Here is a 20,789-nt window from a genome sequence, read left to right on the forward strand (position 1 = left end):
GCTTTGGGCTTTATGCCTTCTGTTTTTAGCTTTAAATAATTTATCTATGACCGATCTGAAAGGCACTTTTGAAAGGGCCGTTAAAGAGAGTAAGGAACTACCCTCAAAACCTGATAATGAAACATTATTACGCCTGTACAGTTTATATAAGCAAGCAACGGAAGGCGATATAAATACAGAAAACCCTCCGGGTATGTTTGATTTTGTAGCTAAAGCAAAATATGATGCCTGGCTAAAACAGAAGGGCACTACCGCCGATAATGCCATGCAGCAATATATCCAGCTTGTAACGCAATTATCAAATAAAACCAGCTAACTTTAATTCCGAAATATTGACAAATGTTTCCGCCGTTTAGACCTTTATAAAGCACCGCAGAAATAGATATTTGTTATTATAAACCATCCCGGTATCGGGGATATGATTAGAATCTATTAATTCACGTAGATAATTAAATAATAATAACCAGGCTATTAGCTTTAAGCCTTGTGCATGCTGCTTTTAGCTTTATATAAACCGTTTTATAATTCTACTCTGTCTCTTTTTAGGTGGCTTCTGATACCCGTATTGATATGGGGTAAATGCGACAAAGACCTAAAAACCGACTTGTTTTTAACTATAAAAAACACCTAAGGCAATGTCAGCATCAAAAAAACATTTCACCCGTTTTGTATTAATCCTGCTAACCATTGTGGCGGTCAGCATCAACGCAAAAGCGCAAACCGATAAAATTGAAGGTTTATGGTACAACGACGTAAAAACCGCCAAAATCCAGATCTCTAAAGAAAGCAACGGTAAGTTTTATGGTAAGGTGGTATGGCTTAAGGAACCATTAAAAGATGGGAAGCCGAAAGTTGACGAAATGAATAGTGACGAAAAATTGCGTTCAAGGCCGAGGCTGGGCTTACCCGTACTGGCTGATTTTGTGAAAGATGGGGATAACAAATACTCGGGCGGAACAATTTACGATCCTAATAACGGCAAAACATACTCCTGCAAAATGACCTATAAAGGTAAAACCCTGGATATCCGCGGATACATTGGCATTTCGCTTTTCGGGCGGACAACAACCTGGTCGCGGGCAGAGTAAACTAAAGATAAGAGTTTTTAATAACACAAGCAGATACTAATGAATGCTAAACGAATTATAAAAAAGGTTGCAGTATTGGGGTCGGGAGTAATGGGCAGTCGTATTGCCTGTCACTTTGCAAATATCGGCGTACAGGTACTGTTGCTTGATATTGTACCCAAGGATGCCCCGGCAGATAAAAAAGCGCGGAATAAAATTGTTAATGACGCGCTGGACTTCGCGTTAAAGTCAAACCCCTCGCCCATCTACCTTAAATCATTTGCAAAACGTATCGTAACCGGCAATTTTGAAGATGATATGCCCAAAATTGCGGATTGCGACTGGGTGATTGAGGTAGTTGTGGAACGGCTGGATATTAAACAACATGTATTTGAAACAGTAGAAAAGTACCGGAAACCCGGCACGCTGATCACTTCTAATACATCCGGTATCCCAATACATTTAATGGCCGAAGGCAGGAGCGATGACTTTAAAAAATATTTCTGTGGTAGCCATTTCTTTAACCCTCCCCGGTATTTAAAACTACTGGAAATTATTCCCACAAAAGACACCTTAGCGGACGTTGTTGATTTTTTGATGGACTATGGCGCAAAATACCTGGGAAAAACTACAGTGTTAGCCAAAGATACGCCGGCATTTATCGGTAACCGCATCGGGGTTTTCAGCATTATGAGTGTGCTGCATTATGTGCAGCAAACCGGCATGACCGTGGAAGAGGTTGATAAATTGACAGGGCCGGTAATAGGTCACCCAAAATCGGCCACCTTCCGCACCAATGATGTGGTAGGTTTAGATACGATGGTACACGTTGCCAACGGTCTTTACAAAAACGCACCCGATGATGAGGCAAGGGAGTTATTCAAAATTCCTTCATTTGTTGAGGGAATGCTAAAAAATAACTGGCTGGGCAGTAAAACCGGCCAGGGTTTTTATAAAAAAGAAAAAGGCGAAGGTGGAAACCAGTTTTATGCGCTCGATCTGAAAACGCTTGAGTACAAGCCCTCTCAAAAAGTAAAATTTGCCTCGCTGGAAACTACAAAGGCGGTTGATAACTTAAAAGATAGGCTCAGGATCCTGGTTGCGGCAAAAGACAAAGCCGGTGATTTTTACCGGGCTACCTTTTATCAGTTATTTGCCTATGCCAGTAACCGCGTCCCCGAAATAGCCGATGAACTTTATAAAATAGATGCTGCTACCAATGCGGGCTTCGGCTGGGAACTGGGCCCATTTGAAAAATGGGACGCGCTTGGTGTTGAGGATACGGTAAAAGCCATGGAAGCCTTGGGAAGCAAACCGGCCCAATGGGTATATGACATGCTTGCGGCGGGTGCAAAAAGCTTTTATAAAATAGAAGATGGCAAACGCCTGTATTATGATATTCCGTCGAAAAGCTACAAGGTGATTCCTGGTACCGAAGGCCTTATTTTGCTCAGTAATATCCGGGAAACAAATACGGTGTGGAAAAATAGCGGTACTACCATTACCGATATTGGTGATGGTATCCTGAACCTTGAGTTTCACACCAAAATGAATACAATAGGCGGTGAGGTGATTGAAGGCATCAATAAAGCCATCACCCTTGCCGAGGCAAGCTATAAAGGCTTAGTTATATCAAACGAGGGCGCAAATTTTAGCGCAGGGGCCAATGTGGGCATGATATTTATGATGGCCGTTGAGCAGGAGTTTGACGAGCTCAATATGGTGATCAAAGCCTTCCAGAATACAATGATGCGCATCCGTTATTCATCGATCCCGGTGGTTATAGCACCTCATCAAATGGCCCTGGGTGGTGGCTGCGAAATGTGCCTGCATGCCGATAAGGTAGTGGCACATGCCGAGCTATACATGGGTTTGGTTGAGTTTGGTGTTGGCTTGATTCCCGGAGGTGGGGGCACAAAGGAATTTGCCCTGCGCCTTTCAGACGAACTACAGGAAGGTGACGTAGAACTCAATAATTTCCGCGACCGTTTTTTAACCATCGGCCAGGCCAAAGTATCCACTTCGGCTTATGAGGCTTTTGAATTTGGCTATCTTAAAAAGGGCAGGGACATAGTGATAATATCGCGCGAGCGGCTACTTGCCGAAGCTAAACAACAATGTCTTCAGATGGCGAACGAAGGGTACATACAGCCTATTCCGCGCGGTGATATCAGGGTGCTGGGCAAACAGGCCCTGGGTTTGGGTTATGTAGGGGCCAATACCATGTACAGCGGTAATTACATCAGTGAACATGATGTAAAAATTTCGCAGAAACTGGCTTATGTGCTTTCGGGCGGCGATCTGTCCCAGCCTTCAATGGTGAGCGAGGAATATTTGCTGGGGTTGGAGCGTGAAGCCTTTGTTTCGCTTTGTACCGAAAAGAAAACGCTTGAACGGATTCAATCCATTTTAACCGGTGGTAAAGTGTTAAGGAACTAAATTTTTTAAGTATAAATCTCAATAAAATGAACGCATATATAGTGGCAGCCAGCCGCAGCGCTGTTGGAAAAGCTACCCGGGGCGGGTTTAGGTTTACCCGTCCGGATACGCTTGCGGCGGATGTGATCAGGCATCTGCTGGCATCGGTGCCTAATGTTGATAAAGAGCAGATTGATGATGTAATTGTGGGCAATGCTACACCCGAAGCCGAACAGGGATTGAACGTAGGCCGGCTGATCTCGTTAATGGCGCTTGATACCGATAAGGTACCCGGCATGACGGTGAACCGTTATTGCTCATCGGGGCTGGAAACAATTGCCATCGCATCAGCAAAAATACACAGTGGCATTGCCGACTGTATTATCGCGGGTGGTGTAGAAAGTATGAGCCTGATCCCGATGGGGGGCTGGCGCATTGTACCTAATGCTGATATTGCCCTTGCCCATCCCGATTATTACTGGGGCATGGGCCTCACTGCCGAAGCTGTTGCTAAAGAATATCATATTGGCCGCGAAGAGCAGGATCAGTTTGCTTATAACTCGCATCAAAAAGCCATCAACGCTATTAAAGAAGGCAAGTTTAAAGATGAAATAGCGCCGGTAAATATTGTGGAAACCTATGTAGATGAGAGCGGCAAAAAAGCGAAAAGGGAATTTAAGGTAGATACAGATGAAGGCCCGCGCAGCGATACCTCAATTGACGCGCTGGCAAAGCTTAAACCCGTGTTTGATGCAAAGGGAGTGGTTACCGCAGGCAATTCGTCGCAAACCAGTGATGGGGCTGCTTTTGTGATGGTGGTTAGCGAACGTTTTATGAAACAGAACAACCTTAAACCTATTGCCCGGCTGGTTAATTACGCGGTTGCAGGTGTTCCGCCCCGGATCATGGGGATTGGTCCGCTGGTAGCGATCCCCAAAGTGTTGAAAATGGCCGGGATGAAACAACAGGATATTGACCTGATAGAATTGAATGAAGCCTTTGCTTCGCAATCATTGGCGATAATAAAAGGGCTGGAGCTTAATCCCGAAATTGTAAATGTAAACGGAGGGGCTATATCGCTCGGCCATCCGCTTGGCTGCACCGGGGCTAAACTTTCTGTTCAGCTATTTAACGAATTGAAAAGGCGCAAAAAAAAGTATGGCATGGTTACCATGTGCGTGGGCACCGGGCAGGGCGCGGCGGGTGTATTTGAACTGTTATAGGAATTTACCTTTATCTAAACCATTGCAAGCATGGAAAAGGCGACAAGATTGTTTGATTGCATGATTACCCAGGCTAAGGAGCCTAAGGTGGATCTTTTGAATGCGAAGGAGAATGGTTCCTGGAGGTCATACAGCACCCAAGAAGTGCATGCCATGATCAACCAGCTATCCGCAGCCCTGTTGGCCCTGGGCGTTTCGGGCGGTGACGGCACTACCGAAGGCCGCGATAAAATAGGTTTGATAAGCAACGGCAGACCCGAGTGGATCATAACCGATCTGGCAGTACAGCAAACAGGTGCCATACTGGTCCCGCTATACCCTAATACAGGGACTAAAGAAATTGAGCAGATCCTGAACGAGGCCGGAGTTAAATATGTATTTGTAAGCAGTAAAGATTTATGCGATAAGGTTAAGGAAGTTCATTTAAATATCCCCTCGTTAAAAGGCATATTTACTTTCGATAACATCGATGGCTGTGATTATTGGGGCACATTGCTTAAGCCTTTGCAAGAAGGTTATCAGCAAAAAATACAGCAGATCAATGATCAGATTACTGAAGATGATGTGGCAACCATCATTTATACTTCGGGCACTACGGGCCGGCCAAAAGGGGTAATGCTTACGCATAAAAACATCATGACCAATGCCTCGGCATCCGGCGACATTCTTAGCCGGATCCCCGTTACAGAAAAACGTGCTTTGAGCTTTTTACCCCTGAACCACATTTTTGAAAAGATGTGTACCTATGTTTATCTGTACTACGGTTTTTCTATTTATTACGCCGAAAGTATGGACACCATCGGCGCAAATATGAAAGAGGTAAAGCCTTCACTTTTTACCGCCGTGCCGCGCTTGCTCGAAAAGGTATTTGAGAAGATTATGGTGCAGGGGCAGAAACTAACCGGTATTAAAAGGAAGATCTTTTTCTGGTCGGTAAAACTGGCCGAAGCTTATGAAATTAATAATACCAGCCTACCGTATAAGATCAAACTGGCCATAGCCGATAAATTGGTTTACAGCAAATGGCGTGCTGCTATAGGCGGAAATATAAAAGCCATCGTAGTCGGCAGTTCGGCCTGCCCCATTAAGCTGGAAAGAATTTTTACCGCTGCCAATATTGTGATTATGGAAGGTTATGGGCTTACCGAAACATCGCCTGTAATTGCTGTTAACTGTTATGAAAAAAGCGGGAGGAAATTTGGCACCGTAGGTCGTTTGCTTAGCGGTGTACAGGTGAAGATCGCTGCTGATGGCGAGATCCTCTGCAAAGGCCCGAATGTGATGCTGGGCTATTATAAAAACCCTGAACTAACGGCAGAGGTACTGGAAGACGGCTGGTTCCATACCGGGGATATAGGCGAACTAGACCAGGATTCGTTCCTGAAAATAACAGACCGTAAAAAAGAGATCTTTAAAACTTCTGGCGGTAAATACGTGGCCCCGCTACCTATCGAAAATAAGATGAAGGAAAATTATTTTATTGAGCAGATGATGGTTGTTGGTGCGGAAAAGAAATTTGTCGCGGCGCTCATTGTACCATCTTACACCCATTTAAAACCCTGGTGTAAGGAAAATGACATCACTTTTTTATCCAATAGTGAATTAGTTAAAAATGCGAAGGTTATTGAGCTTTATCAATCCATTATCAATAACTATAATCCCGAATTTAACCATGTTGAACAGGTGAAGAAGATCACCTTGCTTCCTAACGAATGGTCGATAGATAGCGGTGAACTGACGCCAACCGGAAAAATGAAGCGAAAGGTGATCACCGAAAAATACAAAACCGAGATAGATAAAATGTATCCCTGCGAAGTAAGTGAGGATCCAACCCTTGTCAATTAACCGATGAATACATTTCAAACAACAATACAGGGTCGATTGGTAGTGATTTCGCTTGACAGGGGGCGGTCGAATGCCATCAGTCATGAAATGGTTAAAGAGCTGGCCGACTGTATCAAAACATTGGAGCATGATGACAACGTGGGCGGGGTTATCTTAACCGGTAAGGAAGGCTTTTTCTCGTCGGGGATCGACCTGATTGAGGCTTATGATTATGATGAAGCGCAAAGCCGCCAATTTTGGGTGGATTTTTTGGCGTTACAAAATACTTTAGCCGCTTTCAGGAAACCTTTGGTAGCTGCTATTAGTGGTCACAGCCCGGCTGGCGGCTGTATATTAGCCATTTGCTGTGATTTTCGGGTGATGGTAGAAGGAGCATTTATCATCGGCTTAAATGAAGTTCCGGTTGGTATTATTGTGCCTGATAGTGTTTTTAATTTATATGCATTTTGGCTTGGTCAGCGTAAAGCTTATCAGTATTTAATAGAAGGTAAGCTGCTTAAGGTAAACGAAGCACTGGAAGCCGGGCTGATTGATGAAGTTGTTTCACCAGATAAGTTAATGAACGCTGCAATAGAAAAAGTAACAGCTTTTATGAAATTGAACCCTGTTACCTGGACGGAAAGTAAATTGAATTTGCGAAAAGAGTTGATAGGGAAACTAAAGGCCGACCAAACCGATACGCTTGATAAGATGCTGAAGCAATGGTGGGCGCCCGAAACCAGGCAAGGCCTGCAGATGATGATCCAGAATTTAAAATCAAAGAATACAGCTGTTAAATAATTGACGATGACTGATCCGACGATTCCAAATAGTTCCGTAAATCCAAACGCCGCAACTGCCGGTGGAATGTTAAGAGATAATGCTTTAAAAGGAAAAACCATCATTGTAACCGGCGGCGGAACAGGTTTAGGTAAAGCAATAGGGACTTACTTTTTGCATTTGGGTGCTAACCTGGTAATTACCAGTCGCAAATTGGATGTGCTGCAACAAACTGCAGCCGAAATGGAAGCCGAAACCGGGCGTAAAGTATTGCCAATAGCCTGCGACGTGCGGAAGTACGACCAGGTTGAAGCAATGTTGCAGCAAGCTATTGAAACATTTGGGCAGGTTGATGCACTATTGAATAACGCGGCAGGTAATTTTATTTCGCCTACGGAGCGTTTATCGGCAAACGCTTTTTCGGCTATTATCGATATTGTTTTAAAAGGTTCGGCCAATTGTTCGCTGGCTTTGGGCAAATATTGGATCAGGGAAAAAATGCCCGGAAACATTCTGAATATCATAACCACTTATGCTTTTACCGGTTCGGCTTATGTTGTGCCCTCGGCCTGTGCAAAAGGCGGTGTGCTGGCCATGACCAGGTCCTTAGCCGTTGAGTGGGGCAGGCATGGCATCCGTGCCAATGCCATTGCGCCGGGCCCATTTCCCACCAAAGGCGCATGGGAAAGATTATTGCCCGGAGATATGGCCCAAAAGTTTGATTTTAAAAACAGGGTGCCCCTTAAACGTGTAGGCGAACACCAGGAGCTGGCTAACCTGGCCGCTTTTTTGGTATCCGATTATTCAGGATACATTAATGGTGAGGTGATTACCATCGATGGGGGAGAATGGCTGCAGGGTGCCGGTCAGTTCAGCGGGCTCGAAATGATACCGGATGAAATGTGGGATGATATTGAGAAGGCTACGAGGTCGGCGTAGGGTGGTCGGTAGTTAATAAATAGATTTTTTCAAAAAAACTCCGTGTAATTTGTTAATTGCTCCCAATATATTTCTTCATGCAAGTATGTTAGGTAAAGTTTGTCAACTTGGAAAAGTTTAGGGTAATGGCTAAGTTTATAGTCACCAAGCTAAATCACATGAGAAAAACTTTACTCTTAATCTTTTTATGTATTCCGCAATTATTATTGGCTCAAATTCCGGGCGGCAAGTGGGATGGCCCTTTGATTACGAAATACGGCACATTTCACAAGGGAGATACGCTAAAAGTAGGTTTGGGTTCTGATCCGAATGGCGATTTTAAATTTATCTATCAACCTGCAAACGATTTGCTTGGAACTGATCAAGTGAACTTCCCAAAAATGTATGCAAGTACAAGGCTTATCGTAAAATATTTTAAAGAATGGGAATCTCACAAATTCGGGCTTAAACAATTTACCGTTGTAGGTTTCCCATCAAGAAATGGTGTAGTCGAATTAGAAGCAGCTATCGAAGCTGGAGAGATAATCGTGCCAAATTTCAAGCCTAAACAATTAAATCAAGTCCCACAATTCAGTGTCGCCGACGAGTTAACAAAACTTAAAAGACTATTTGACGATGGTGTTTTAACGAAGGATGAATACGAATCGCAAAAGAAAAAGTTATTGGGAAACTAAAAAATCCAGTCTTTTTAACAGCTCATTCTAACAATGAAAAAGCCCGCCGCTTAACGAAACGCTTTCCAAAACAAGTTTTCCTACAAGGGCTCGAACCTCAATCTTCAAACATAGTGGCAAAACCTTTCAGATCATAAATTGGTTCGTGGGAGTGTCGGGCTTGCGTACTATTTTGGGCAAGTTGTCAACTCGACTGACAACTTTTTCTATGGAATGAACTTTAGCTCCTCACACGCGCCTTACTTTCCCCTGTTACATCAATTCGGTTTGATCTGTGCTCAATTGAAAATGATAACTTGTTTTTAATTGAGATTTTTCTCGTTTTTATTTGAGTTATATACTTGTTATGCAGGTATTTGTATTTATTTGTTGTGAGATTTTTTGCGGATGCCGGCCACGATTATGTATTTGGGATTACTAACTTTCTAATTTCACAACATACCAATTTGCGCTTTGCCAATACCTGGCGGCCATCAAAATCTCACTTTATGAAAACAGAAAACCGGGCACATTCCCCGCCTTAATGGCACTCATTTTCGTCGTGGCCGGAGGCCTTATTTCACGGCCAAATTAACCTCAAAAATCAATCTATAATTTCTTTTTATGTACAAGAAACTTTTACTCAGGCTAAGCGCCATAGTGCTCTGTTGCATTTTTACCGGGACGGCGCTGGCACAAAACAGAACTATATCCGGTACTGTTACAGATGCTGCCGACGGTTCGCCTTTACCAGGTGTAAGTATTGTGGTAACCGGGATGTCGGTAGGTACTACATCCAATGCTAAGGGCGTTTATACGCTTAGCGTTCCCGCATCTGCTAAAACGATCTCTTTTTCATATATCGGCTACACCTCCAAACAAATGCCGTTAACTGCCGATGCCACATTAAACGTAGCCCTTTCTGCGGCAAATAATTCATTGCAGGAGGTGGTTGTTGTAAGCGTTGGCTATGGCACGCTTGATAAACGTGAAGTATCGAGCGCTATTACACACGTTTCCTCAAAAGATCTGCTTCCGGTAGCCTCAAACAGCCCCCTAATGTCGTTACAGGGAAAGGTTGCAGGACTTAGTATTACCAATACTTCCGGTGCAGATCCCAATTCATCGCCCAGTGTTCAGTTGCGGGGCGTTTCATCGCGTAACGCAGGTTTAGGGCCGCTGTATGTGGTGAATGGTGTACCCGGCGGCAACATTGATAATATCAACCAAAATGATATTGAAAGCATCGATGTGCTTAAAGGCGGCGCCGCATCGGCTATTTACGGTACACGCGGAAGCAACGGCGTTATCATCATCACCACAAAAAAAGGCTCATCGCAGGCGCGTACGTTTTATGAAGGTTATGCCAGTTTTGACTATTTAACTAATCAACTGCAAAACCTTACACCCGAACAGTTTATTGCCGACAGGGTAAAAAATAGCCAGGGACAGGATTACGGCGCTAAAACAAACTGGATGGATGCGGTTACCAATTCGCCGGCATTTGCTCAAAAACATACAGTTCAATTGTCTGGTGGTTCTGGTAAAACGAATTACTTCGCATCGGCCGACTACCGCAATGCGGATGGAATTGACTTGCGGGCGCATAAAAAGGAATATGGCGCGAGGATCAACGTAAACCATACATCAGACAATGGCGTTTTCGTGGCTTCCTTAAATATCGCACCGAGGTATATGAATACCAAAAACTCTGATCAGGGTAATTTCAACAACGCGCTCACTTTAAACCCGACTTATCCAATTTACGATAACGCGGGAAGGTACAACTATATCAATACCGGCTTTTTCTCCAATAATCCGGTTGAGAACGCTAATGTGATCAAATCTGAAGCGCAAATCAAAGAAATGGATCTTAACGGATCGTTAAAGGTAAATATTCTAAAGAACCTGAGCACAACGGTAACGATATCTGAAATCAGTAAATCGACCAGGAGCTTCAATTTTACCCCTTCAACATTATCATCAATTTTGCACGCGGGCAAAATAACCCAAACCAATTTCGCATCGCAGCGGCAGGAAGAGAATGACCAGAAAAACGTGGAATGGACAGGAAATTATTCGCTCAATCTCGGTCAACATCACCTCAAAGCCTTGGGCGGTTATTCATATACCCTTTACAACTATAATACCTTTTACGCCCAGAATTATGATTTTCCATTCGATTCATACCTGTGGAACAATCTTGGCTCGGGTTTATACAACGGTGGTGCCGCCGGGCAGGGCCAATCTGCCGTAAGTTCAACGCAGAATGGCTCAACATTGATCTCATTCTTCGGTCGTTTGAATTATGATTTTAACAATCGTTATATTCTTACGGCAAGCTTGCGCAGGGAAGGATCATCCAAATTCGGTATAAAAAACAAATGGGGTAATTTTCCCGCAGCTTCGGCTGCCTGGCGTGTATCCGAAGAAAGTTTCATGAAAGGTGCGCTGCCATGGGTAAACGATCTTAAACTACGTGCAGATTACGGCGTTACAGGTAACCAGGATTTCGACAGTTATCTTTCATTGCTGCTATATGGTGGTGCGGGCTATTTTCCGTACAACGGTCAAACTTACCAGGTTTATGGCCCTACATCAAACGTAAACCCCGATTTGAAATGGGAGAAATCGATCAACTTTAACGCTGGTATTGATTTTTCTATCCTGGATAACCGCATCTCTGGTTCACTTGATTATTATATCCGTAAAAACAAGGATTTGCTTGGTTATTATAACGTGCCTTTGCCGCCAAACTCCCAATCGCAAACCTTCGCCAACGTAGGTACTATGAAAAACTACGGCCTGGAATTGGCTTTGAATGGCAGCGTAATCAGGCAGCCGGATTTCAGTTATAACATAACCGCGGCGTTGGCTTATAACCGTAACAAGTTCATTTCCTTCTCTAACGATGTTTACAAAGGCGCGCCATTTGTTGAATTGGCCGGTTTGCCTGCTCCGGGATCGCCGGGTAATATACAACGTATCCAGGAAGGACGTAGCATTGGCGAGTTTTATACGCTGCGCTCGGCAGGGGTGAATAAGGATGGGGCTTTGCAGGTTTATAAAAAAGATGGCACCATAGTTCAGGCCAACCAGGCATCATCAGATGATAAACAATTTGTAGGGAACGGTTTACCAAAGTTTATCGGTTCCATTGGCAATACTTTCAGGTACAAAAGGTTTGATCTGGGGATATTTCTGCGCGGCACATTTGGTTATAAAATATTCAATACCGCTGCCTTCTACATAGGTACACCATCAAGCCAAAGCGATGCTAACGTGTTGCGATCGGCCTATGATAGTAAAAGTAAATACTCGTTGTTAACTAATCCGGCAACAACAGCTATCGCTTCAGATTATTTCCTGGAGAACGGCTCGTTTGTAAAAATAGATAACGTGGCTTTAGGTTATACCCAGCCGTTTAAAACCAAATACCTTAAATCAATACGTATTTACGCCACCGGCAGAAACCTGCACACCTTTACAAGCTTTACCGGCGGCGATCCTGACCTGGTACAGGTTAACGGGCTTACACCGGGCGTGAACACCTCGCTGAATTATTATCCGGCTACACTTCAACTAATCCTTGGCCTGCAGGCAACCTTTTAAAATTGAAAAGACATGAAAAAATATAAAGTATATATCAGCGGTATTTTACTGTCGGCCATGCTGACTGCCAGCTGTACAAAACTCGATGAGCACGTGTATGATAAGGTAGATGCCGCGAGTTTTTTGAGCAGGAGGGATGATGTGATCAGGGATTTTTTACGCCCATTTGAACACGCGTACTGGAGTATCCAGGGCAATGATGTTTATGCTGCAGGCGAAGATTGTACCGACGAGATGGCTACCTACAACCGCCAGGGCGATTGGCAGGATGGTGGCTACTATCAACGTATGCATTACCATACCTGGACTATTACAGATGGCTTTACAAGCGGTGCATGGACAAACTTTTACCAGGGCATTGTGCTGGCAACCAACTCGCTTACCGATATGGAAGGCATCAAAGACCCGGCAAAACTCAGTGTTACCGATGCAGAATTAACCGATTTTAAATCAGAACTGCATACCTTACGGGCTTGGTTTTATTTACGGGCATTTGATTTTTATCGCAATATTGAAATTGTTACCGATGTAAAAACAGCTACACACGGTAACCCGCAATCTACCCCGCAGGAAATGTTTAATTACATCGAATCGGAATTGAAAGGCGCTATCGATGGATTGCCCACCCGGCAACAGCTTGGGGCAGCAGGTATAGGGCGCTGGACCAAAGCTGGTGCTGCATCATTGCTGGCCCGACTTTATCTCAACGCCAAAGTTTATACTGGTACCGATAAATATGCCGAATGCGAAGCAGTTTGCCGTGACATCATTAGCGGTAAATATGGTGTTTATCAACTTGATACGCGATGGGATGCCCCTTTCGATTATACCAACACCACATTAAACTCGGAAGTGATCTACGGTTTTCCAGGATCACTGGCGCGTACACACTGGCAGTACGATGGCGGGATGTTTTTTTGGGGAATGACTTACGACGCAGCTCCGCTATATTGCGGATTTACAGATTTCGGGCAGGCTAACCCGCGCTATGCATTACAACCCGGGCACGATATAGATAGCGTTGAGTACGCTTTCCAGTTGGGCAAACCTTATGTTAAATTTCATAAATACCCCGATGACCTGCGGTTAAAGAAATATAAAAACCTGGGCAACAGTACTCGCGAGGGTATGTTTTTATATGGCTATCTGCCTTATACGCATTTGGTAAACGGTGTAAGCCGTACCGATACTGTTAAAGGCAATAAAGGCCCTTATCCACTTTACATCCGCGACCAGGTGGGAATGTTCCTCGGCGCAAAACCGGGAACCAAAATTGCAGATAAGGAGTCGGATATGAATCATGCCGACCATAACTCAGGCATTTTCATGGTGAAATATCCTATTTATCCAACACCAGATCCTAACAGGATCACTTCAGCTTACGCAGAGATCAGGTTATCAGAAATTTATTATACCCTGGCCGAGTGCCGTTATAGGGCGGGTGATAAAGCCAGTGCCGCCAATTATCTGAACCAGGTAAGGCGACGCAACTATCCTGATGGGTCTTCAAGCCTTTATAAACCGGATGGTAGCCAGCTCACCGACCAGGAAATGCTTGACGAGTGGGGCCGGGAATTTCTTGGTGAAAACCGGAGACGTACCGACCTGATCCGTTGGGGAGTGTTCAACACCGGTACCTGGTGGGATAAGAAACCTGATGGAGACAAGCATACCGAGATATTTCCTATCGGGCGGGATATTATGAACGTTAATCCGCAATTCAAACAAAACCCCGGCTATTAAGCGGTTGGTTTAACCCATAGCCACCGGATATTTCAGGATCCGGTGGCTGTTTGCTTTGGCACCTTAGGTCAATAACGATGCACCGACAGGTTGCAGATCATCTATAAATTTGATCTCCATTATTTTTCGCTCAAAATCCTCGGCAGGTACCATTGCCTTCACTTTTACCCGGTTTTTGTAGGTGTACACCGTGCTTACGCTATAATCAAGTATTTGGGCAATAGTTTCTAATTCGCTTACCCCCAGGCGCATCAAAGCAAAGATCCGGAGGGTGGCATTCAACATTTCACCGCTTTTAGGCCAGATCTGGTCTTCGGTTTTTAACAGGGCATTGAAAGATGTTATAAAATTGGGGAAGAGCGTTAAAAACATGGTATCCAGAGTGTCATACAATTGATCTTTTTCTTTGTCTACCTGTACTTTATCAAGCACGGCGTTGGCTTCATTGTATTTGCCAAGCTTAATGTTGTGCTGCGTACGGCGTTTAACTTTATCAAGTGTTTCGATATAAGATGAACAGGTTTTAAAAAACAAGCCAATAAATTCTTCTTTAATTCGTGATGATTCCCAGAGCTTGCCGTTAATGCTTTTTAGGTCGCTGTTAATTTCCTTAATTACACGCTCGTTATTTTTAATGCGTTCAATCTGCTTCCGGTAAATCACCAATAAAAAGAAAAGTACTACAGCAACAATCAAAAATATCAGGAAGCCTATTAGTAATTTATCCCTTTCGTGTTGTTTCTGGTCGATAACCTTACCGGCAACAAGTGGTAATATGGATTCTATCTGCACCTCCCGGCTCCGGGCTCCGTAAAACTTTGCATTTTTTACAGCGTGCTGCATCATAATATATGCGTCTTCGGTTTTGCTCCGCTTAAACAGTTCCTGCCCCAGCAGAAATATCGCCAGTGTTTCTTTGGTTGACGATCGAATATCGTTTATCGCGGCAAGTGCCAGGAACAAGATCCGGTTATCGCCGGTGTAGGCAAAACTGAGCCTGGTGGCAACCATCGCCACTTTGTGTTCGGGCAGGTCCTTACTAATGATAAAGTTATAGTAAAAATCGGGGGTTAGTTTTTTGTCCCTGATCGAGTCGGGTTGAAATGCCATGTTGATGGTTTTTTCAAACTCATTTGATGGCGTTGCGACCTCGGCATTTTTAAAATCTTCGTCAGATCGCTGGCGATAGATCTTCGAGAAATAAGCGTCATCATCATAATCACCAATCCCCGCGTTTAGCCTTGCGCGGAGGTTAAAATAATCTGCTTTCAACGAATCGGATAAGCCATGAATATTAATGGCCTCAACAGCATCAAAAGCCTCTTTATAAAAACCGGAGTTAAGCAACGTGCTGCCGAGCTGTACCTGGCTCCTGATTAGTTTGTTGGTATTGTTAAACTTTTCTGAAAGGGTGATCATCTTCCTCGCGTACATAAATGCCGAATCAAACTTAAAGGAATGGTATTCATCAAAAATCTGGCTGCAAAGGGCGTATTGGGCATTAAAGTTCTTTTTGTCGCTGAGGTTAAGCTGAATGCGGAGCTGTTTTATGCGGTCTTCTTTTTTAAGATCGTACGAGTTCTCTTTTTCGAGTTCAGATTTCAGAACAGCTAATATTTTATCAGATCTCAGTTCCTGCGAATAGCAGCGAACTACCAGGGATAATGAGGTAATAACAAGCAGTAAATTTTTCTTCATTTTCAACTATATAAATTTGAATGATTTCGGCAGATGTTGTGTTTGCACGATAATATACTAAGGCGGCAAAAACCAATTTTGAAAACAAAAGAGGGATGCTTTGTGCAAACGGGGATAAAATTACATCTAAAATTTACAAGCTCTGTTTTAAAGAAAGGGATATTCGCTCGAAAAACGCGGTTTTTTAAGCTATGCATTGGCTGGTTGCGCGGTTTTTATGAGATTTTTTTCATGCGGATTATTTTTAAATGGCTGAATATCAAATTGTTAATTAAATATATTGCTGGATTTTTTGACCTGTAGAAACAACTTGTTGCTCACGGTGCTGCCTTCATGTTTTACTTTGATCCTGTAATGTTCAGGATTAAAATTCATCAACTAAAACTTTATATGACAACATCTATCAGGTATTATCTGATTCTCTTTTTTCTGCTGATCTTTTCTTGGGGCAATGCAAAAAATATCCCTATCCGGCAATCGGGCCTCATCGGCAAATCCATTGTCGAATTTGTTCCTGAAGGTTTCAATCAGTCTAAAGTTCCATCTCTGATGCTCCAAAGGGAACCTTCCATTAAAAAAGCTGTTCCGGCAGGATGGCGTATTTTTCCTGAGTTTAATTTGAATGACGGGAAGGCAAGCGCTGTTGTTCATTTGGAGGGCGACATTAGCCTATATGGCGGCGGAGAAGTCACTGGCCCGCTATTAAGGAACGGCCAAACTATAAAACTTTGGAATACCGATAACGGTGCTTATGGCACAGATAATGGAAAACGCCTTTATCAAACCCATCCCTGGGTAATGGGTGTACGGAAAGACGGCACCGCTTTCGGAATTCTTTTTGATAGCTATTGGAAAGCGGAGCTGAAAACGGATTCGAAAGAAATAACCTACAATACCGAAGGTCCGTTATTTCGTGTCTTTGTGATCGATCGTCAATCACCGCAAGAGGTGGTTAAAGGGCTGGCCGAAATGACCGGTACTATAGAAATGCCGCCAAGGTGGGCTTTAGGTTATCAGCAGTGCCGTTTTTCATACGTTTCAGAGCAGCGTGTGAGGGAAATAGCCAACACCTTCAGGGAAAAGCAAATACCTTGCGATGCCATTTGGATGGATATTGATTACATGGAAGGTTTCCGTGTTTTTACCTTCAATAAAAATAATTTTCCAAATCCTAAGCAACTGAACGATGATCTGCATGCCAAAGGTTTTCATTCTGTTTTTATGATAGATCCAGGTGTTAAGGCTGATAGTTCATATGCGGTTTATCAATCCGGATCAGCCAACGATATTTGGGTTAAAGACGCTGGCGGCAGGGAATATCACGGCAAAGTTTGGCCGGGCGATTGTGCTTTCCCTGATTTTACCATGCCTGCAGCGCGTAGCTGGTGGGCGGATTTGTATCATCAATTTATGGCTACCGGGGTTGATGGTGTATGGAACGATATGAACGAGCCGGCAGTAAATGACGAGGCTTTACCGAAAGAGCAGAGATTAGGTACCATGCCTTATAATAACCAACACAGGGGTGGAGATGCACTCCCCGCCGGGCCGCATTTGTTATACCATAATGCTTATGGGCGGTTGATGGTTCAGGCTACCCGGCAGGGCGTGATGGAGGCCAATCCAAATAAGCGGCCGTTTATTTTAACAAGAGCCAATTTGCTGGGTGGCCAGCGCTTCGCCGCAACCTGGACGGGAGATAATTTAGCCGACGAGCGGTTTATGAAAGTATCAGTACCGATGTCCCTTACCCTTGGTTTGTCAGGTCAGCCTTTCAGTGGGCCCGATATTGGTGGCTTTTTGGGTAATACCAGTCCTGATCTGTGGGCCAAATGGCTCGGCTTCGGTGTGTTTTTGCCGTTTGCCCGCGGGCACGCCTGCGCGGGTACTAATAACAAAGAGCCATGGGCATTTGGCGATGCCGTTGAAACAACTTCGAAGATAGCCATTAGTCGTCGGTATCGCTTATTGCCATTGTTTTATACGCTGTTTTACAATGCCCACAAAACAGGCTTGCCGGTAATGCAACCATCTTTTTTTGCCGATCCGAAAGATTTAAGTTTAAGAAGTGAAGAGCAGTCATTTTTATTAGGCAACAACCTTCTGGTAGTTCCATCTTTTGCTAAAGATATCAAACTGCCTGCCGGAAAATGGGAGAAGGTAACGCTTGTTGATGGCGAAGAATCAGATCCTTATCAGGCTAAATTATTGCTGAAAAGCGGTGCTATTATTCCTGCCGGAAACGTTATCCAAAATACAGGCGAGAAATCGTTGAACACTTTAACGCTATATATTAATCCAGATGCAAAAGGCAACGCTACGGGCGAACTTTACTGGGATAGGGGCGAAGGTTGGGAATTTAAGAAAAAGCAGTACAGCAAAATCAAATTCAAGGCAACAAAAAGCGGCCACGAAATCATGTTGCGTGTGGTTGCCCGGGAGGGCAATTATCCCATTAATAAGGAGGTTGCCCATTTAAAAGTTGTCGTCCTTAAAGATGGCAAAGAATATTTTGGAGCAGGCAATTTGAAAAAGGGCGTTTCTGTGCAAATGTAAACGTTTCTGGCGACTGCAAACCCCGGTAGTTCAAGTTGCGGAACAACCGGCAATTCTGGCAGCTGCAAAAAAACGGGTCAACTATTATCTGCCAAACGTGTAATTATTAAAATGATAGCGGATAACAGTAAGTTGTCAATTAAAAGATTTCCTGAATTCCAGCGGCGAGAGATTCGTCCTGGTCTTAAATAGCTTACTGAACGACTGTGAATGCTCAAAACCTAAAGCATAGGCCACCTCGCTGACCGACAGGTTGGTGGTGGACAATTTTTCCTTCGCTTTTTCAATGAGATGGTCATGAATGTGCTGCTGGGCGCTTTGTCCGGTCAGTGATCGCAGCATGTCACTCAGGTAGTTAGGCGAAAGGTTCAGTTTTTCGGCCAGGTAAGCAACGGTAGGAATGCCGCGGCTCAACGTCAGTTCATTATTGAAATACGCGTCCAGTGTTTCCTCCAACCGTTGCAGGATATCGGTGCTGGCCGCTTTGCGCGTCAGGAACTGCCGCTTATAAAAACGGTTGGCATAACTGAGCAGCAGTTCAATCTGGGAGATCATCACCTCCTGGCTGAAGTCGTCGATCCGGCCGTCGAGTTCCTTTTCCATAAAGCTAAAGATAGCCAGGACCGTGTTTTTTTCTTCTTCCGAGAGATGCAGTGTTTCGTTGGTGCTGTAGGAAAAGAAGCCATATTGCTTGATCTTTTTGGCCAGTGGGTACCCCAAAAAGAAATCCGGGTGGATGATGAGGGTGTACTCTGAGCATACCGTCCCCTCCAGGTCGTTACCGCCGATGATCTGCCCCGGCGCGGCGAATAGCAAACCGCCGTTATCAAAATCATAATAACCCTGGCCATATTTCAACTTACCGCCCAGCCTGGGCTTGTAGGCGATCTTGTAATAGGCCAGCACATGCCGGGTGGGCAATTTGCCTTCCAACAAGGTGTGTGCGCCGTTAATCAGGCTGATCAGTGGGTGTTTAGGCTGCGGCAAGCCGAACATTCGGTGCGCCTCGGTCAGCGACTCCAGTTTCAAGGGCGGGTTCTCATCCTTTTTCATCATAGCTAAGTTAAGGACACCAGACCGTAATTTGCAGTGGCTGGTGTCCGTATTTTGTAATTTCATTGCGCCGAGCGCGAAACTTCATCCCATGCTTCCCAGGTGGCAATGCGCTCCGTATAAGCAGCTTTCAGGCCGGTGAGGTTGTGGCTACCAAGGTTAAAACGTAGCGGCGGGTTTTCAGAGTCCACCACTTTGAACAGCGCCTGCGGGGTAGCGGCCGGGTTGCCTCTCTCCATGCCTTTTAGTCCCTCCATGAATTTCGCTTTAAAATCGTGGTAGACCGGATTTCCTTCGAAAACCTTCGGGATCTGATCGCTACCAAATTCTGTTGCATATGCGCCCGGTTCAATGATGGTGACTTTGATACCGAACTGCGCCACTTCCAGGGCCAGGCTTTCATGGATCGCTTCAAACGCCCATTTGGACGAGCAGTAATAGCCCAGGATCGGCATGGCCAGATGCCCCAGGTTACTGGAAGTACCCAAAATATGTCCGTAACCTTGCCCACGCAGCAGCGGCAAAGCCGCCTGGATAACACTAACAGGGCCTATCACGTTGGTTTCGTACAGGGCGCGGATATCGCCGGCACTGCCGTCCTCGATCGTCCCGATCAGTGGGTACCCCGCGTTATTCAACACGATGTCCAACCGGCCAAAATGCTCATGCGCTTTATTTACGACTTCTTTAACCTGAGCAGGGTTAGTAACGTCGAGTTCCATTGTCAATACCCGATCGCCATATTGTTCTTTTAATGCAGCGATGCTGCTCAGTTCGCGGGCCGTCGCGGCCACCTGATCTCCGCGCTCCAATGCCGCTTCTGTCCATATACGTCCCAGGCCGCGCGAAGCGCCAGTGATGAACCATATTTTATTCGTTTGCTGTGTCATACTATATTTTATTTGATGAAAGCAAAGTTCGGGGAACAAGCCTTTCGCTTTGTAGCCTAATTACGGTTCTTTGTAGGCTGATCTCTGTATTTGTTGAGGTAATCCGGGACGTAGCCAGAGGTATCTCAAAAAAGCGCCGGGACATCTTTATTTTACCCATAAATTATTATTATATAATTTCTATAGAATTAGTAGTATTTATCAAATCTTTTTTTACATTTGCCTCAGAAAATTAATAACAACAAATTAAAATCTTTAAAAGCACCCACCATGCAACCCGAACTTTTACCTAAATACGGCCTTGCTAATTATCAGTTAACCGCTGTTGCTTTT

Annotated in this window: 14 protein-coding genes; 11 read left to right on the forward strand and 3 right to left on the reverse strand. The window is 44.4% G+C overall.

Annotated features, from left to right (window positions below; all coding sequences use genetic code 11):
- The first annotated feature begins 46 nt into the window (after positions 1–46).
- From BLP33_RS01030 to BLP33_RS01075, 10 genes are all read left to right on the forward strand, one after another.
- Positions 47–316, forward strand: coding sequence for an acyl-CoA-binding protein (locus BLP33_RS01030; protein WP_090523886.1), 270 nt, complete (start codon positions 47–49; stop codon positions 314–316).
- 319 nt (positions 317–635) lie between these two features.
- Positions 636–1,088 carry a DUF2147 domain-containing protein gene (locus tag BLP33_RS01035; protein ID WP_090523888.1) on the forward strand — a complete coding sequence of 151 codons (453 nt, stop codon included), beginning with the start codon at positions 636–638 and terminating at the stop codon, positions 1,086–1,088.
- 39 nt (positions 1,089–1,127) lie between these two features.
- The gene (locus tag BLP33_RS01040) at positions 1,128–3,506 is read left to right on the forward strand and encodes a 3-hydroxyacyl-CoA dehydrogenase/enoyl-CoA hydratase family protein (protein ID WP_090523891.1); all 2,379 of its coding nucleotides are present in this window, start codon (positions 1,128–1,130) and stop codon (positions 3,504–3,506) included.
- A 26-nt stretch (positions 3,507–3,532) separates the two neighbouring features.
- A complete protein-coding gene (locus BLP33_RS01045; protein ID WP_090523894.1) occupies positions 3,533–4,708 on the forward strand; it encodes an acetyl-CoA C-acyltransferase in 1,176 nt (391 codons plus the stop codon).
- A gap of 30 nt (positions 4,709–4,738) precedes the next feature.
- A complete protein-coding gene (locus BLP33_RS01050; RefSeq protein WP_090523897.1) occupies positions 4,739–6,553 on the forward strand; it encodes an AMP-dependent synthetase/ligase in 1,815 nt (604 codons plus the stop codon).
- 3 nt (positions 6,554–6,556) lie between these two features.
- Entirely contained in the window at positions 6,557–7,333 is a 777-nt protein-coding gene (locus BLP33_RS01055) for an enoyl-CoA hydratase/isomerase family protein (RefSeq protein WP_090523900.1), read from the forward strand.
- Between the two features lie 6 nt (positions 7,334–7,339).
- Positions 7,340–8,251: an SDR family oxidoreductase gene (locus tag BLP33_RS01060; RefSeq protein ID WP_254780041.1), complete on the forward strand. Its 912-nt coding sequence runs from the start codon at positions 7,340–7,342 to the stop codon at positions 8,249–8,251.
- Between the two features lie 158 nt (positions 8,252–8,409).
- Positions 8,410–8,925 (forward strand): SHOCT domain-containing protein, encoded by a 516-nt coding sequence (locus BLP33_RS01065; protein WP_175489885.1) that lies wholly within the window; start codon positions 8,410–8,412, stop codon positions 8,923–8,925.
- Between the two features lie 603 nt (positions 8,926–9,528).
- Positions 9,529–12,516 (forward strand): SusC/RagA family TonB-linked outer membrane protein, encoded by a 2,988-nt coding sequence (locus BLP33_RS01070; protein WP_090523910.1) that lies wholly within the window; start codon positions 9,529–9,531, stop codon positions 12,514–12,516.
- A gap of 12 nt (positions 12,517–12,528) precedes the next feature.
- Positions 12,529–14,259, forward strand: coding sequence for a RagB/SusD family nutrient uptake outer membrane protein (locus BLP33_RS01075; protein WP_090523912.1), 1,731 nt, complete (start codon positions 12,529–12,531; stop codon positions 14,257–14,259).
- 63 nt (positions 14,260–14,322) lie between these two features.
- On the opposite strand, the gene BLP33_RS01080 is transcribed toward BLP33_RS01075, so the two are convergent.
- Complete coding sequence (locus BLP33_RS01080) at positions 14,323–15,957, reverse strand: DUF6377 domain-containing protein (protein WP_090523914.1); 1,635 nt, start codon at positions 15,955–15,957, stop codon at positions 14,323–14,325.
- Positions 15,958–16,347: 390 nt separating this feature from the next.
- Here BLP33_RS01080 and BLP33_RS01090 point away from each other — a divergent pair, with 390 nt between their 5' ends.
- On the forward strand, positions 16,348–18,513 hold the full coding sequence (locus BLP33_RS01090; RefSeq protein ID WP_090526147.1) for a TIM-barrel domain-containing protein: 2,166 nt from the start codon (positions 16,348–16,350) through the stop codon (positions 18,511–18,513).
- A 135-nt stretch (positions 18,514–18,648) separates the two neighbouring features.
- Here BLP33_RS01090 and BLP33_RS01095 read toward each other — a convergent pair whose 3' ends face one another.
- Both BLP33_RS01095 and BLP33_RS01100 read right to left on the reverse strand, forming a co-directional pair.
- Positions 18,649–19,566, reverse strand: a complete 918-nt coding sequence (locus BLP33_RS01095) for a helix-turn-helix domain-containing protein (RefSeq protein WP_090523918.1) — start codon at positions 19,564–19,566, stop codon at positions 18,649–18,651.
- A 62-nt stretch (positions 19,567–19,628) separates the two neighbouring features.
- Entirely contained in the window at positions 19,629–20,456 is an 828-nt protein-coding gene (locus BLP33_RS01100; RefSeq protein ID WP_090523920.1) for an SDR family NAD(P)-dependent oxidoreductase, read from the reverse strand.
- Positions 20,457–20,789: the final 333 nt, after the last annotated feature.

The organism is Mucilaginibacter sp. NFR10 (assembly GCF_900100445.1).
Taxonomy (GTDB): domain Bacteria; phylum Bacteroidota; class Bacteroidia; order Sphingobacteriales; family Sphingobacteriaceae; genus Mucilaginibacter; species Mucilaginibacter rubeus.